Below are 15327 nucleotides of genomic sequence, written 5' to 3' on the forward strand. Positions count from 1 at the left end.
TTGATGCAACGAGAATATGCTGATCGATGACTTTCTAAACTATCTCCGGTATGAGCGGAACTATTCCAATTATACGATTGGTGCCTATTCGAAAGATTTGGACCAATTTCAGAGGTATGTAAGAGAGCATCGAGAAGGTGTATTCAACCCCGGGGAAATCGATTCGGATTTCGTGAGAAGCTGGATCGTCAGTTTGATGGACGAGAAGCTTTCTCCCGTATCGGTAAACCGGAAATTAAGTTCTTTGAAATCTTTTTTTAAGTTTCTCATGAAACGGGGGATTGTCTCCGCGAATCCGTTGAGATTGGTGAGCGGTCCGAAAACGAAGAAACCCTTACCTTATTTTATTAAGGATAGCGAGTTGGAGGCGTTGTTGGACGGGGACGGATTTGATGAGGATTTTGAAGGTGTGAGGAATCGGTTGGTCATTGAGATGCTATACGATACAGGGATGCGCCGCTCAGAGTTAATCGGCATACGAAACGTGGATGTGGATTATGAGGCGATGCAGGTCAAGGTTACCGGAAAGCGGAACAAGCAGCGGTTGATTCCTTTTGCGGAGGGTTTAAAAAACTTAATGCTTGCATACACGGAAGTCCGTGATCGTGAGGTTGAAGCAGCCGGTGAATGGTTTTTCGTTCGAAAGAACGGGAACCAGTTGTCGACGGGGATTGTTTATAATATAGTAAAAAAGCAATTGTCGGAGATACCCATGCTGGCGAAACGAAGTCCACACGTGTTACGACATTCATTTGCAACGAGTATGTTAAACAACGGAGCCGAGCTGAACGCTGTGAAAGATTTATTAGGTCATAGCAGTTTAGCGTCTACCAGTGTTTACACGCATACAACCTTTGAGGAATTAAAAAAAGTGTATCATGCTCATCCAAGAGCAAAAAAAGAAGGAGGTTATTATGGACGTTAGAATTCAAGCAATTCATTTCGACGCAACTGCACAGTTGGAGGCGTTTATTCAGAAGAAAGTTTCTAAATTGGAGCAATACTTCGATGGTATTATATTGGCAGAGGTTACATTGAAGGTGGTTAAGCCTGAGACGGTGAAGAACAAGCAAGCCAGTATAATGTTGTCCGTGAAGAACGGGGAATGTTTCGCTGATAAAATAAACGATACTTTCGAAGGGGCGATAGACGATTGTGTTGAGGCTTTGGAGAAGCAACTGGTTAAATTCAAAGAAAAAATCAGAGCCAAATAAAAAAAACGGTAGATAAATTTGGTATGTAAGAAATAATATCTAAATTTGCAGCCGTTTCGCCGTGGTGACGAAACGGCTGCTTTTAGAAGTATCGCCTCTTTAGCTCAGTTGGCCAGAGCACGTGATTTGTAATCTCGGGGTCGTTGGTTCGAATCCGACAAGAGGCTCAAAAGAATGTATTGGAATGGGCAGTTACCAGAGTGGCCAAATGGGGCTGACTGTAACTCAGCTGGCTTTCGCCTTCGGTGGTTCGAATCCATCACTGCCCACACGAATGAGACAAAGGAGAGAATCGGTTGGTTCATTCGGTCTTGCGGAAGTAGCTCAGTTGATAGAGCATTAGCCTTCCAAGCTGAGGGTCGCGGGTTTGAGCCCCGTCTTCCGCTCTTATAAGTTGCCTGTGTAGCTCAGCGGTAGAGCACTTCCTTGGTAAGGAAGAGGTCCCGAGTTCAAGTCTCGGCACCGGCTCAATTGAAAATTGAACATGATCATTAATCAAATAAAGAACAATTAAGTTATGGCAAAAGAGAAATTTGACAGATCGAAACCACATGTGAACATTGGTACGATTGGTCACGTTGACCACGGTAAAACAACTTTGACAGCTGCTATCACAACAGTATTGGCAAAGAAAGGTCTTTCAGAGTTGCGTTCATTCGATTCTATCGACAACGCTCCTGAAGAAAAAGAGAGAGGTATCACAATCAACACTTCTCACGTAGAGTATCAGACTGCAAACCGTCACTATGCTCACGTAGACTGTCCGGGTCACGCCGACTACGTAAAGAACATGGTAACTGGTGCTGCTCAGATGGACGGTGCTATCATCGTAGTTGCTGCTACTGATGGTCCTATGCCTCAAACTCGCGAGCACATCCTTTTGGCTCGTCAGGTAAACGTTCCGAGATTGGTTGTATTCATGAACAAGTGTGACATGGTTGACGACGAGGAAATGTTGGAATTGGTTGAGATGGAGATGAGAGAGTTGCTTTCATTCTATCAATTCGATGGTGACAACACTCCGATCATCCGTGGTTCTGCTCTTGGTGCATTGAACGGTGATGCTCAATGGGAAGATAAAGTAATGGAGTTGATGGAAGCTTGTGATACTTGGATTCCTCTGCCTCCGCGCGAAATCGACAAGCCGTTCTTGATGCCGGTTGAGGACGTATTCTCAATCACGGGTCGTGGTACTGTTGCTACAGGTCGTATCGAGACAGGTATTGTTAAGGTTGGTGAGGAAGTTCAGATCATCGGTCTTGGCGCTGCTGGTAAGAAATCTGTTGTTACAGGTGTTGAGATGTTCCGTAAGTTATTGGATCAAGGTGAGGCTGGTGACAACGTTGGTTTGTTGCTTCGCGGTATCGATAAGAACGAGATCAAGCGTGGTATGGTAATCTGCCACCCGGGTCAGGTTAAAGAGCATTCTAAGTTCAAGGCTGAGGTTTATATCTTGAAGAAAGAGGAAGGTGGTCGTCACACTCCGTTCCACAACAAATATCGTCCTCAGTTCTACATCCGTACATTGGATGTAACTGGTGAGATCACTTTGCCGGAAGGAACTGAAATGGTAATGCCGGGTGATAACGTAACGATCGAGGTTGAGTTGATCTATCCGGTAGCATGTAGCGTAGGTCTTCGTTTCGCTATCCGCGAGGGTGGACGTACAGTAGGTGCAGGCCAGATCACAGAATTAGAGAACTAATTCAAACATTAGATAATGTTATAGCCAGTCTTTTTAAGGGCTGGCTATTTCTACGGAAGTAGCTCAGTCGGTAGAGCACTGGTCTCCAAAACCAGGTGTCGGGAGTTCGAGCCTCTCCTTCCGTGCTAAAATCTATAGATTCGATGAAAAAGATAATTACTTATATTAAGGAATCTTATAACGAACTTGTTTATAAAGTTTCTTGGCCTACGAGAGCAGAGCTTTCCAATAGTGCGGTTGTTGTTATGTTTGCTTCCCTTATCATCGCCGCATTGATCTTTGTTGTTGACGGGGCCTTCGAGGCTGTTATGCGTTTCTTCTACAACCAAATTTTCTAATCAGTTAAGGTATGTCTGATATCCAAAAGAAATTTTATGTTCTGCGTGCCATCAGTGGCAAGGAGAACAAGGTGCGGGAATATCTAGAGGCTGAGCTGAAGAATACGGATCTGGGAGAATATGTATCTCAAGTCTTGATTCCGACCGAGAAAACCTTTACGGTACGAAACGGTAAGAAGGTCATGAAAGAAAGGGCTTACTTGCCGGGTTATGTGCTGGTCGAGGCTGCTTTGGTCGGTGAGGTTGCTCATCGATTGCGGAACATTCCAAACGTGATTGGTTTCTTGGGTGGTTCTGATACCCCCGTGCCATTACGCCCTGCGGAAGTGAATCGTATTTTGGGTACGGTTGACGAGTTGCAGGAACAACAAGAGGATCTGGATATCCAGTTCTATGTTGGCGAGAGTGTGAAGATTACTTTTGGACCGTTCAGCGGTTTCACGGGTATAATCGAAGAGGTCAACGCCGAGAAAAAGAAACTTAAGGTGATGGTTAAGGTCTTCGGACGCAAGACTCCCCTTGAGTTGGGTTATATGCAAGTTGAGAAAGAATAGTACTCTGGTTACGAAAAGTGCTACCTTTCTGTTATTGATGTTATATATCTAAAAAATTTTAGAAACAATGGCTAAAGAAGTTGCTGGACAAATCAAATTGCAGATTAAAGGAGGAGCAGCAAACCCTTCTCCCCCAGTAGGACCTGCTTTGGGTTCTAAGGGTATTAACATTATGGAGTTTTGCAAGCAATTTAATGCCAAGACCCAAGACAAGGCTGGTAAGATATTACCTGTTGTAATTACTTACTATGCCGATAAGTCTTTCGACTTTGTCGTTAAAACTCCTCCTGTGGCAATCCAGTTGTTGGAAGCTACTAAGAAGAAGAGCGGTTCCGCTCAACCTAACCGTGCTAAGATCGCTGAGATCACATGGGAGCAGGTGAAAGCTATCGCTGAAGACAAATTAGTCGATCTAAACTGCTTTACTGTCGAGTCAGCCATGAGAATGGTTGCGGGAACAGCCAGAAGTATGGGTATCACTGTTAAAGGGACATTCCCGGGTAATAATTAATAAACTTCAATTGAGATGAGTAAACTTACAAAGAATCAAAAGTTGGCTTTGGGCAAGATTGAAGCTGGGAAAGCATATACATTGAAAGAAGCTTCAGCTTTAGTGAAGGAAATTACTACAACTAAGTTTGACGCATCCGTAGATGTTGATGTCCGTTTAGGTGTTGACCCCCGTAAGGCCAATCAAATGGTGAGAGGCGTGGTTTCATTGCCTCACGGAACTGGTAAGCAGGTTAGGGTTCTCGCATTATGTACTCCGGACAAGGAAGCTGAAGCTACTGCCGCTGGAGCTGACTATGTTGGATTGGATGAGTATATTAATAAGATTAAAGGCGGTTGGACTGACATTGATGTTATCATCACTATGCCTTCTATCATGGGTAAGATCGGTGCTCTTGGTCGCGTATTAGGCCCTCGTGGTTTGATGCCTAACCCAAAGAGTGGTACGGTTACCAATGAGATCGGAAATGCGGTGAAGGAGGTTAAGCAAGGTAAGATCGACTTTAAGGTAGATAAGAGCGGTATCGTTCACACATCTGTTGGTAAGGTGTCTTTCACTCCGGAACAGATTCGTGACAATGCTAAGGAGTTTATTTCAACTTTGATCAAGTTGAAACCTACTGCGGCTAAAGGTGCGTATATAAAGAGTATTTATCTTTCTAGTACTATGAGTGCGGGTATTAAAATTGACCCCAAATCAGTTGAAGAAAACTAAAAAACAATTGAACAATGAGAAAGGAAGATAAAGGAACTGTTATAGGTCAATTAACTGAAACATTAAAGGAATATCCTAATTTCTATTTGACGGATATCGAGGCGTTGGACGCTGAGAAAACCAGCAAATTGAGAAGAGAGTGTTTCAAGCGTGAGGTTAAGTTAGTCGTTGTAAAGAATAACTTGCTTAAGAAAGCGTTGGAGAACATTGAGGGTGACTTCTCTGATCTTAACGTAGCTTTGAAAGGCAATACGGCTGTGATGTTCTCACAAGTCGCTAATGCTCCCGCTCGCCTGATTAAGGATTTTACTAAGGACGCTAAAAAAGGTGTAGTCGTTAAACCGGCTTTGAAGGCTGCTTACGTACAAGAAAGCTTCTACGTAGGTGCTGAGAATCTTGAGGCATTAGTAAATATCAAGAGCAAAAACGAACTTATTGCCGATGTTATCGCATTGTTGGAATCTCCGGCGAAGAACGTTATCTCTGCTCTTCAGTCATCAGGACAAACTATCCATGGTCTGTTGAAGACTTTGGAAGAAAGATAATTTTTCATTAAAACATTACACAGATAAATAATCATTTAAATCATACAAAAATGGCAGATTTGAAAGCTTTTGCAGAACAATTAGTAAACTTGACCGTTAAAGAAGTTAGCGAATTAGCTACTATCCTTAAAGAAGAGTACGGTATCGAACCTGCTGCTGCAGCTGTTGCTGTTGCTGGTCCTGCTGCTGGTGGTGCTGCTGCCGCTGCAGAAGAGAAGACTTCTTTCGATGTTGTATTGAAAGCAGCTGGTGCTAATAAATTAGCTATCGTTAAGTTAGTTAAAGAATTAACAGGTCTTGGCTTGAAAGAGGCTAAGGATATGGTAGATAGCGCTCCTAGTGCAATCAAGGAAGGTATCGCTAAAGCTGATGCTGAGGCATTGAAGAAACAGTTGGAAGAGGCTGGAGCTGAAGTTGAGCTTAAATAGTATTTATAACCTGGTTTCCAGGTGATTTGGTTAAGAGTCTCCGACTACGAAGACTCTTAACCTTTTTGTGTCTATAATTTCAATAAGTTCAATAAATTCCTTACTAGATGTCTTCAACAGCTGAAAACCAAAGAGTTAATTTTGCTTCGATAAAGAATCAGTTCCCGTATCCGGACTTTCTCGAAGTTCAATTGAAGTCGTTCCAAGACTTTCTTCAACTTGACACTCCTCCTGAAAAGAGAAAGAAGGAGGGATTGTATAAGGTATTTGCCGAGAATTTCCCGATTGCGGATACCCGTAACAATTTTGTGTTGGAGTTCTTAGATTACTATATAGATCCGCCTCGTTACTGTATCGATGAGTGTATCGCTCGCGGGTTAACCTATAGCGTGCCTTTAAAAGCGAAGTTAAAACTGTACTGTACGGACCCGGATCATGAGGACTTCGATACGGTGATCCAAGATGTATACTTAGGTCCGATCCCGTATATGACGGACAGAGGTACTTTCGTGATCAACGGCGCCGAGCGTGTTGTCGTGTCTCAGCTGCACCGTTCTCCGGGCGTATTCTTCGGACAAAGCACGCACGCAAACGGAACGAAGTTGTACTCCGCACGTATTATCCCGTTCAAGGGGTCATGGATCGAGTTCGCTACGGACATCAACAATGTGATGTACGCTTACATCGACCGTAAAAAGAAATTGCCTGTAACTACTCTTTTGAGAGCTATTGGTTTTGAAAGCGATAGAGATATTCTTGAAATCTTCAACCTTGCGGAAGAGGTGAAGGTAACGAAAGCAAACCTGAAGAAGTTTATCGGACGTAAGCTGGCCGCTCGTGTTTTGAAGACTTGGGTGGAGGATTTCGTAGATGAGGATACTGGTGAGGTGGTTTCTATTGAACGTAACGATGTAATCATCGACCGTGAGTCTGTATTGGATAGTGACAATATCGAGGCTATCTTGGATTCAGGCACGCAAAATATCTTGTTGCATCGTGAGGACCAGAATCTGTCCGACTATGCTATCATATATAATACGCTCCAGAAAGACCCGAGTAACTCCGAGAAGGAAGCTGTGTTGTATATCTACAGACAGTTGAGAAATGCGGAACCGGCTGATGAGGCTAGCGCACGCGAGGTTATCACGAACCTGTTCTTCTCAGAGAAACGTTATGATCTGGGTGAGGTGGGACGTTACAGAATCAACAAGAAGTTAGGCCTTACTACAAGCGCTGATGTTAAGGTCTTGACTAAAGAAGATATTATCGAGATCATCAAGTACCTGATCGAGTTGATCAACTCGAAGGCTATCGTGGATGATATCGACCACTTAAGCAACCGTCGTGTACGTACGGTTGGCGAGCAATTGTATAACCAGTTCGGTATTGGTTTGGCTCGTATGTCACGTACAGTTCGTGAACGTATGAACGTTCGCGATAATGAGGTGTTTACTCCGATTGATTTGATCAATGCGAAGACGATTTCTTCCGTGGTTAACTCTTTCTTCGGAACGAATGCCTTGTCTCAGTTCATGGACCAGACGAACCCGTTGGCGGAGATCACGCACAAGCGTCGTTTATCAGCCCTAGGTCCGGGAGGTTTGTCTAGAGAGCGTGCCGGATTCGAGGTTCGTGACGTTCACTATACGCACTATGGTCGTCTTTGTCCGATTGAGACCCCGGAAGGTCCGAACATTGGTTTGATCTCTTCTTTATGTGTATACGCTAAGATCAACGATCTTGGTTTCATCTCGACTCCGTACCGTAAGGTGGCAGATGGAAAGGTCGACTTCTCTGAGGAAGGCTTGCAATACTACACGGCGGAGGAAGAGGAAGAGTTGACAATCGCTCAAGGTAATGCTCCATTGGATGATAACGGTAAGTTTATCCGCGATAAGGTGAAGGCTCGTTTCGAGGCTGACTTCCCTGTTGTCCCTCCTTCTGAGATTGACTTGATGGACGTGGCTCCGCAGCAGATCGCTTCTATCGCGGCTTCACTGATCCCGTTCTTGGAACATGATGACGCTAACCGTGCGTTGATGGGATCTAACATGATGCGTCAGGCGGTTCCTTTGTTGCGTACGGACGCTCCGATCGTTGGTACCGGTATCGAGGCGCAGGTTGCTCGTGACTCTCGTACTCAGATTATGGCTGAGCGTGAGGGCGAGGTTGTGTTCGTTGATGCTACTTGTATCAAGATTAAATATGACCGCACGGAGGACGAGGAATTCGTTAGCTTCGAGGATGCGGTTAAGACATATAATATCCCGAAATGGCGTAAGACCAACCAAAGTACGACAGTCGATTTGAAACCGACCTGTCATCGCGGACAACGTGTGAAAGCCGGCGATATCCTTACCGAGGGTTACTCAACCCAGAAAGGCGAGCTTGCTTTGGGACGTAACGTGAAGGTGGCTTACATGCCTTGGAAGGGTTATAACTATGAGGATGCTATCGTGTTGAACGAGCGTATGGTTCGCGAGGACTTCTTTACGTCTGTTCACGTTGACGAGTATATCCTTGAGGTACGTGAGACAAAGCGTGGTATGGAGGAATTGACTTCCGATATCCCTAACGTCAGCGAAGAGGCTACCAAGGATTTGGATGAGAGAGGTATCGTTCGTGTAGGTGCTCGCATCGAGCCGGGTGATATCTTGATTGGTAAGATCACTCCGAAAGGTGAGTCTGATCCATCTCCGGAGGAAAAGTTGTTGCGTGCTATCTTCGGTGATAAGGCGGGTGATGTGAAGGATGCTTCCTTGAAGGCTACTCCGTCTTTGCGCGGTGTGGTTATCGAGACCGCTTTGTTCTCGAAGGCTGTCAAGAAACGTAAATCCAGATTGACTGATAAGGCGATCTTGCCGAAGTTGGACGAGGAATACGAAGAAAAGATGGCTAGCTTGAAGACTTTGTTAGTTGATAAGTTGTTAGTGCTTACAAACGGCAAGGTTTCTCAAGGTGTTAAAGACTATATGAATACGGAGATTATCGCTAAGGGTGCTAAGTTTACCCGCAAATCTCTGGAAGAATTGGATTATAACTCCATCCAAGTAAGCAAGTGGACGGCAGACGCTCAGAAAAATGAGTTGATCAAGCAGGTTATCTTGAATTATTTGAAGAAGTACAAGGAGCTTGACGCTGAGTTGAGACGTAAGAAGTTCGACTTGACGATCGGTGATGAGCTGCCGACAGGTATCGTACAGATGGCTAAGGTTTATATCGCCAAGAAACGTAAGATTCAGGTAGGTGATAAGATGGCCGGTCGCCACGGTAACAAGGGTATCGTATCAAAGATCGTTCGTCAGGAGGATATGCCGTTCTTGGAAGACGGTACTCCGGTGGATATCTGCTTGAACCCGCTGGGTGTGCCTTCTCGTATGAACTTGGGACAGATTTTTGAGGCCGTGTTGGGTTGGGCCGGACGTGAGCTGGACGTTAAGTTCGCTACTCCGATCTTCGATGGCGCGACTTTGGATGATTTGAACGAATGGACAGACAAAGCTGGTATTCCTCGCTACGGTAAGTCTTACTTGTATGATGGTGGTACTGGTGAGCGTTTCGACCAACCTGCTACGGTGGGTGTGACTTACTTCTTGAAGTTGGGCCACATGGTTGACGATAAGATGCATGCCCGTTCAATCGGTCCGTACTCTTTGATTACGCAACAGCCGTTAGGTGGTAAGGCACAGTTCGGTGGTCAGCGTTTCGGAGAGATGGAGGTTTGGGCACTGGAAGCCTTCGGTGCCGCTCATGTTCTTCAGGAAATTCTTACGATTAAGTCTGATGACGTTGTAGGACGTTCGAAGGCTTATGAGGCGATCGTGAAGGGTGATCCGATGCCACAGCCGGGTATTCCTGAATCTCTGAATGTATTATTGCACGAGTTGAGAGGACTTGGTTTGAGTTTCACTCTGGATTAATTCAATAACAATAAAGAAGTAGGTGGGCTACGGCCCGTCTACTTTATCTATTGATAACTCTTTATAAATAAATAATATGGCCTTTAGAAAAGAAAACAAGATAAAGAGTAACTTTTCAAAAATAACCATCGGTCTGGCATCCCCTGAGGAGATCCTAGAGAACTCCAGCGGTGAGGTTTTGAAACCGGAAACAATTAACTATCGTACGTATAAGCCTGAGCGTGACGGTTTGTTCTGTGAGCGTATCTTTGGTCCGATCAAGGACTATGAGTGCCATTGCGGTAAGTACAAGCGTATCCGTTACAAAGGTATTGTCTGCGATCGTTGTGGAGTGGAAGTTACGGAAAAGAAAGTTCGTCGTGAACGTATGGGACACATCCATTTGGTGGTTCCTGTTGCCCATATTTGGTATTTCCGTTCTTTGCCTAATAAAATCGGTTACTTGCTAGGTCTTCCTACCAAGAAACTGGATTCCATCATCTATTACGAACGCTACGTCGTGATCCAGCCGGGTTGCGTAGACACGGTCGGTGAGTTAGACCTATTATCTGAGGAGGAATATCTGGATATTTTGGATAGCCTTCCAAGAGAAAATCAATTGCTAGAGGATACGGATCCGAATAAGTTCATCGCTAAGATCGGCGCTGAGGCTGTTTATGATCTGTTGGCTCGCTTGGACTTGGATTCTCTTTCTTATGAGTTGCGTCACCGTGCGAACACGGACACATCTCAACAGAGAAAGAACGAGGCCTTGAAACGCCTTCAGGTGGTTGAGTCTTTTCGTGCGTCCAGAGGTCGTAACAAACCGGAATGGATGATCATGAAGGTGATCCCGGTGATCCCTCCCGAACTGCGTCCGTTGGTTCCGTTGGACGGTGGCCGTTTCGCTACTTCTGACTTGAATGATTTATATCGTCGTGTTATTATCCGTAATAACCGTTTGAAACGATTGATCGATATTAAGGCTCCGGAAGTGATCTTACGTAATGAGAAACGTATGCTTCAGGAGGCCGTGGACTCTTTGTTTGACAACTCTCGTAAATCGAGCGCTGTTAAGACAGACGCCAATCGTCCGTTGAAGTCCTTGTCCGACAGTTTGAAAGGTAAACAAGGTCGTTTCCGTCAGAACTTGTTGGGTAAGCGTGTTGACTACTCCGCTCGTTCGGTTATTGTCGTAGGTCCGGAATTAAAGATGCACGAGTGCGGTTTGCCGAAGAATATGGCTGCCGAGCTTTATAAGCCTTTCGTTATCCGTAAATTGATCGAACGCGGTATCGTGAAGACGGTGAAATCTGCCAAGAAGATCGTTGACCGTAAGGAACCGGTTGTTTGGGATATTTTGGAGTACGTAATGAAAGGTCACCCGGTATTATTGAACCGTGCCCCGACATTGCACCGTTTGGGTATCCAAGCGTTCCAGCCGAAATTGATCGAGGGTAAGGCTATCCAGTTGCACCCGTTGGCATGTACGGCATTCAACGCCGACTTCGACGGTGACCAGATGGCTGTTCACTTGCCGTTAGGTAATGAGGCTGTTTTGGAAGCTCAAATGTTGATGTTGGCTTCACACAATATCTTGAACCCCGCGAATGGTGCTCCTATTACCGTACCTTCTCAGGATATGGTGCTTGGTTTGTATTATATTACCAAGTTGCGCAAGGGTACACAAGGCGAAGGTTTGACTTTCTATGGTCCGGAAGAGGCTACGATCGCTTACAATGAGAAGAAGTTGGATATCCATGCTCCGATCCATGTTTACGTGGAGGATTTGGATGCGAACGGTAACTTGGTGAAGACGATGGTAGAGACTTCTGTAGGTCGTTTGATGGTAAATGAGTTTGTTCCGAAAGAGATTGGTTATGTAAACGAGGTGTTGGGTAAGAAGTCTCTTCGCGACATCATCGGTCGGGTAATCAAGGCTTGTGGCGTAGCTCGTACCGCTCAGTTCTTGGATGATATCAAGAACTTGGGTTACTATATGGCATTTAAGGGTGGTCTGTCTTTCAACTTGGCCGATGTGCTTATTCCTGCTGAAAAAGATGCGTTGGTTCAGAAGGGATATGAGGAGGTTGAGCAGATCATGGCTAACTATAATATGGGTTTCATTACCAACAACGAGCGTTATAACCAGATCATTGATACTTGGACACACGTTAATAGTAACTTGTCTAATATCTTGATTAAGCAATTAACGGCGGATAACGATGGATTCAACTCAATCTACATGATGATGGATTCCGGTGCCCGTGGTTCTAAGGAGCAGATTCGTCAGTTGTCCGGTATGCGTGGTTTGATGGCGAAACCGCAGAAGAGTGGTGCAGAAGGTGGTCAGATTATCGAGAACCCGATCCTTTCTAACTTTAAGGAAGGTTTGTCCGTGTTGGAGTACTTTATCTCTACTCACGGTGCTCGTAAAGGTTTGGCTGATACCGCTTTGAAGACTGCCGACGCCGGTTACTTGACTCGTCGTTTGGTTGACGTCTCTCACGACGTGATCGTAAACGAGGAAGACTGTGGTACATTGCGTGGCTTGGTTTGTACGGAATTGAAGAATAACGAGGAGGTGATCGCTTCCTTGTATGAGAGAATCTTAGGTCGTGTATCTGTTCACGATGTGATCCATCCGATTACGGGCGAGGTTATCGTTCGTTCCGGTGAGGAAATCCGTGAGGATGCCGCTAAGGCAATCCAAGACTCTCCGATCGAGAGCGTCGAGATTCGTTCCGTATTGACTTGTGAGTCTAAGAAGGGTGTCTGCGCTAAGTGCTATGGACGTAACTTGGCTACGAACCGCATGGTTCAGAAGGGTGAGGTTGTCGGTGTAATTGCCGCGCAGTCTATCGGTGAGCCGGGTACACAGTTGACGTTGCGTACATTCCACGTCGGTGGTATCGCATCCAACATCGCAACAGAGAATAGTATTACATCTAAATATGATGGTATTTTAGAGATCGACGAGCTTCGTGCTGTTGAGGCGGTAGACGAGGTGAGCGGAAAGAAACATTTGGTAGTAGTAAGCCGTTTGGCTGAAATGCGCATTGTTGATCCGAACACGAAGATCGTGTTGTTGACTCATAATATACCTTATGGTTCTAAGTTGTTCTTCAACAACGGTGACTCAATTAAGAAGGGTGACGTGATCATCGAGTGGGACCCGTTCAATGCCGTAATCGTATCAGAGGTTTCCGGTAAGATCGAGTTCGAGAGTTTGGTAGAGAACGTAACTTACAAGGTTGAGAGTGATGAGACTACCGGTTTGAAGGAGAAGATCATCATCGAGTCTAAGGATAAGACGAAGGCTCCGGCCGCTCATATCGTGGATGAGAATGGTAATTACTTGAAGAACTACTCTTTGCCGTTGGGTGCTCACGTCGTGAAAGACAATGGTGATGTAGTGAAAGCTGGTGAGGTTTTGGTTAAGATCCCTCGTGCCGTAGGTAAGGCCGGTGATATCACCGGTGGTCTTCCTCGTGTAACCGAGTTGTTCGAGGCTCGTAACCCGTCTAACCCTGCTGTCGTATCTGAGATCGACGGAGAGGTAGGATTCGGTAAGATCAAACGTGGTAACCGTGAGATCACCGTAACGTCTAAGTTGGGTGAGGTTAAGAAATATATGGTTCCTCTGTCTAAACAATTATTGGTTCAGGAGAACGACTATATCCGTGCGGGTATGCCGCTATCAGACGGTGCTACCACTCCTTCGGATATCTTGGCGATCAAAGGTCCGACGGCTGTACAGGAATATATCGTGAATGAGGTTCAGGATGTATACCGTCTACAGGGTGTGAAGATCAACGATAAGCACTTCGAGGTTATCGTTCGTCAGATGATGCGTAAGGTAGAGGTGGTTGATCCGGGAGATACTCGCTTCTTGGAGCAGCAGATTGTTGATAAGTTGGAGGTAATGGACGAGAACGATCGTATCTGGGGCAAGAAAGTTGTTACCGATCCGGGAGATTCTCAGACATTGCAGGCTGGACAGATCGTGACTGCACGTAAGTTGAGAGATGAGAATAGTATGTTGAAACGCCGTGACCTTAAGCTGGTCGAGGTACGTGACGCTATTCCGGCTACAGCCAACCAGATCCTTCAAGGTATCACACGTGCCGCTTTGCAGACGAACAGCTTTATGTCCGCCGCATCTTTCCAAGAGACGACGAAAGTATTGAACGAGGCTGCTATCAACGGAAAGGTAGACCGTTTGGAAGGTTTGAAAGAGAACGTTATCTGTGGTCACTTGATTCCTGCTGGTACCGGTCAGCGTGAGTTTGATAAGCTGATCGTAGGCGCAAAGGATGAGTTCGATCGTATCTTCGCTAATCGCAAGAACGTGGTTGATTTCAATGCCATGGACAAAGATGATGAAGAATAGGAACGTTTAATAAACTATAAAGAAAGGCCGGCAGAGCAATCTGTCGGCCTTTTTTGTTCTTCCTTATTTGCTTAATAAATGGATAAACTTTATTTTTGCGAGGTAACAAAGACCATAGATAAATACTGAGACATATAAGAAACATATAATAATCAATATCATGAAGAGAATTTTACTTTGTTTAATGGTGGCTTTATTTGCCACTGGCTGCTTATTCGCTAAAAACAACGATGAGAAAATGAATGTAATGTCTTATAACATCCGTTACGATAATTCGGGTGATAAGGATAATCAATGGAAATTCAGAAGAGATTTCGCTGCTGATTTAGTGAAATTCCATGAGGCGGATGTGTTCGGTGCGCAAGAGGTCTTGAATAATCAGCTGAATGATTTGCTTGATCGTTTACCGGAATACGCTTATGTGGGTGTTGGTCGTGAGGATGGCAAGACGAAAGGGGAGTACGCTCCGATTTTCTATCGTAAGGATCGTTTCTCCGTTGAGAAAAGCGGTAATTTCTGGTTAGCCGAAGATATAAATGCCGTTGGTAAGAAAGGTTGGGACGCCGCATGCGAGCGTGTTGCTACTTGGGCGATCTTGAAAGATAAGAATACGGGAAAGAAATTCTTTTTCTTGAATACGCACTTGGATCATATGGGGAAAGTGGCTCGTCATGAAGGAGCTTCTTTGGTGCTGGAGCAAGCGAAGAAATTATCCGAGAATTTGCCTATAATCGTGACTGGCGATTTCAATGCCGTGCCTTCTGATGAGCCGATACAAGTATTGACTAATCCGAGTGATCCTCGTCATTTGACTCATTCCCGCACGATCGCAGGGTTTACTTACGGCCCGGAATGGACATTCCATGATTTTGGAAAGATCCCTTACGACAAGCGTGAATGGATTGATTATATCTTCGTGAAAGGGAATATCAAGGTATTGCGTCATGGTGTATTGACTGAAACGTTGAATAACCTGTTCCCATCCGACCATTGCCCGGTAATCAGTACGTTGATACTCGAATAAAA

At 45.1% G+C, this 15327-nt stretch carries 12 protein-coding genes and 5 tRNA genes; all 17 read left to right on the forward strand.

Annotated features, from left to right (window positions below; all coding sequences use genetic code 11):
- The first annotated feature begins 16 nt into the window (after nt 1-16).
- The 17 genes from DW205_RS04390 (at nt 17) to DW205_RS04470 (ending at nt 15325) form a co-directional block, all read left to right on the forward strand.
- On the forward strand, nt 17-925 hold the full coding sequence (locus tag DW205_RS04390) for a tyrosine-type recombinase/integrase (RefSeq protein ID WP_005854176.1): 909 nt from the start codon (nt 17-19) through the stop codon (nt 923-925).
- Nucleotides 915-1214, forward strand: coding sequence for a ribosome hibernation-promoting factor, HPF/YfiA family (hpf, locus tag DW205_RS04395; RefSeq protein ID WP_008778704.1), 300 nt, complete (start codon nt 915-917; stop codon nt 1212-1214). The genes DW205_RS04390 and hpf overlap by 11 nt, the downstream gene beginning before the upstream one ends.
- Nucleotides 1215-1307: 93 nt before the next feature.
- Nucleotides 1308-1381: transfer RNA gene (locus DW205_RS04400), tRNA-Thr, on the forward strand.
- Between the two features lie 19 nt (nt 1382-1400).
- Nucleotides 1401-1483: transfer RNA gene (locus DW205_RS04405), tRNA-Tyr, on the forward strand.
- Between the two features lie 44 nt (nt 1484-1527).
- A tRNA-Gly gene (locus DW205_RS04410) sits at nt 1528-1600 on the forward strand.
- A gap of 10 nt (nt 1601-1610) precedes the next feature.
- Nucleotides 1611-1682, forward strand: a tRNA-Thr gene (locus DW205_RS04415).
- A 49-nt stretch (nt 1683-1731) separates the two neighbouring features.
- Entirely contained in the window at nt 1732-2919 is a 1188-nt protein-coding gene (gene tuf / locus DW205_RS04420; protein WP_005854209.1) for an elongation factor Tu, read from the forward strand.
- Nucleotides 2920-2971: 52 nt separating this feature from the next.
- Nucleotides 2972-3044 (forward strand) — tRNA-Trp (locus DW205_RS04425).
- Between the two features lie 18 nt (nt 3045-3062).
- Complete coding sequence (secE, locus tag DW205_RS04430) at nt 3063-3257, forward strand: preprotein translocase subunit SecE (protein ID WP_005854211.1); 195 nt, start codon at nt 3063-3065, stop codon at nt 3255-3257.
- An 11-nt stretch (nt 3258-3268) separates the two neighbouring features.
- On the forward strand, nt 3269-3811 hold the full coding sequence (gene nusG, locus DW205_RS04435; RefSeq protein WP_005854213.1) for a transcription termination/antitermination protein NusG: 543 nt from the start codon (nt 3269-3271) through the stop codon (nt 3809-3811).
- A gap of 67 nt (nt 3812-3878) precedes the next feature.
- Entirely contained in the window at nt 3879-4322 is a 444-nt protein-coding gene (gene rplK / locus DW205_RS04440) for a 50S ribosomal protein L11 (RefSeq protein ID WP_005867244.1), read from the forward strand.
- Nucleotides 4323-4337: 15 nt separating this feature from the next.
- Nucleotides 4338-5036, forward strand: coding sequence for a 50S ribosomal protein L1 (gene rplA, locus DW205_RS04445; RefSeq protein WP_005854218.1), 699 nt, complete (start codon nt 4338-4340; stop codon nt 5034-5036).
- A gap of 14 nt (nt 5037-5050) precedes the next feature.
- Nucleotides 5051-5581: a 50S ribosomal protein L10 gene (gene rplJ, locus DW205_RS04450; RefSeq protein ID WP_005867245.1), complete on the forward strand. Its 531-nt coding sequence runs from the start codon at nt 5051-5053 to the stop codon at nt 5579-5581.
- Between the two features lie 50 nt (nt 5582-5631).
- Nucleotides 5632-6009, forward strand: a complete 378-nt coding sequence (rplL, locus tag DW205_RS04455) for a 50S ribosomal protein L7/L12 (RefSeq protein WP_005854220.1) — start codon at nt 5632-5634, stop codon at nt 6007-6009.
- 107 nt (nt 6010-6116) lie between these two features.
- Nucleotides 6117-9929, forward strand: coding sequence for a DNA-directed RNA polymerase subunit beta (gene rpoB / locus DW205_RS04460; protein ID WP_005854221.1), 3813 nt, complete (start codon nt 6117-6119; stop codon nt 9927-9929).
- A 76-nt stretch (nt 9930-10005) separates the two neighbouring features.
- The gene (rpoC, locus tag DW205_RS04465; RefSeq protein WP_005867246.1) at nt 10006-14301 is read left to right on the forward strand and encodes a DNA-directed RNA polymerase subunit beta'; all 4296 of its coding nucleotides are present in this window, start codon (nt 10006-10008) and stop codon (nt 14299-14301) included.
- A gap of 160 nt (nt 14302-14461) precedes the next feature.
- A complete protein-coding gene (locus DW205_RS04470) occupies nt 14462-15325 on the forward strand; it encodes an endonuclease/exonuclease/phosphatase family protein (RefSeq protein ID WP_005867247.1) in 864 nt (287 codons plus the stop codon).
- The last annotated feature ends 2 nt before the right edge of the window (nt 15326-15327 follow it).

Origin of the sequence: Parabacteroides sp. AM17-47 (genome assembly GCF_003434625.1) — a bacterium.
Classification (GTDB): Bacteria; Bacteroidota; Bacteroidia; order Bacteroidales; family Tannerellaceae; genus Parabacteroides; species Parabacteroides distasonis.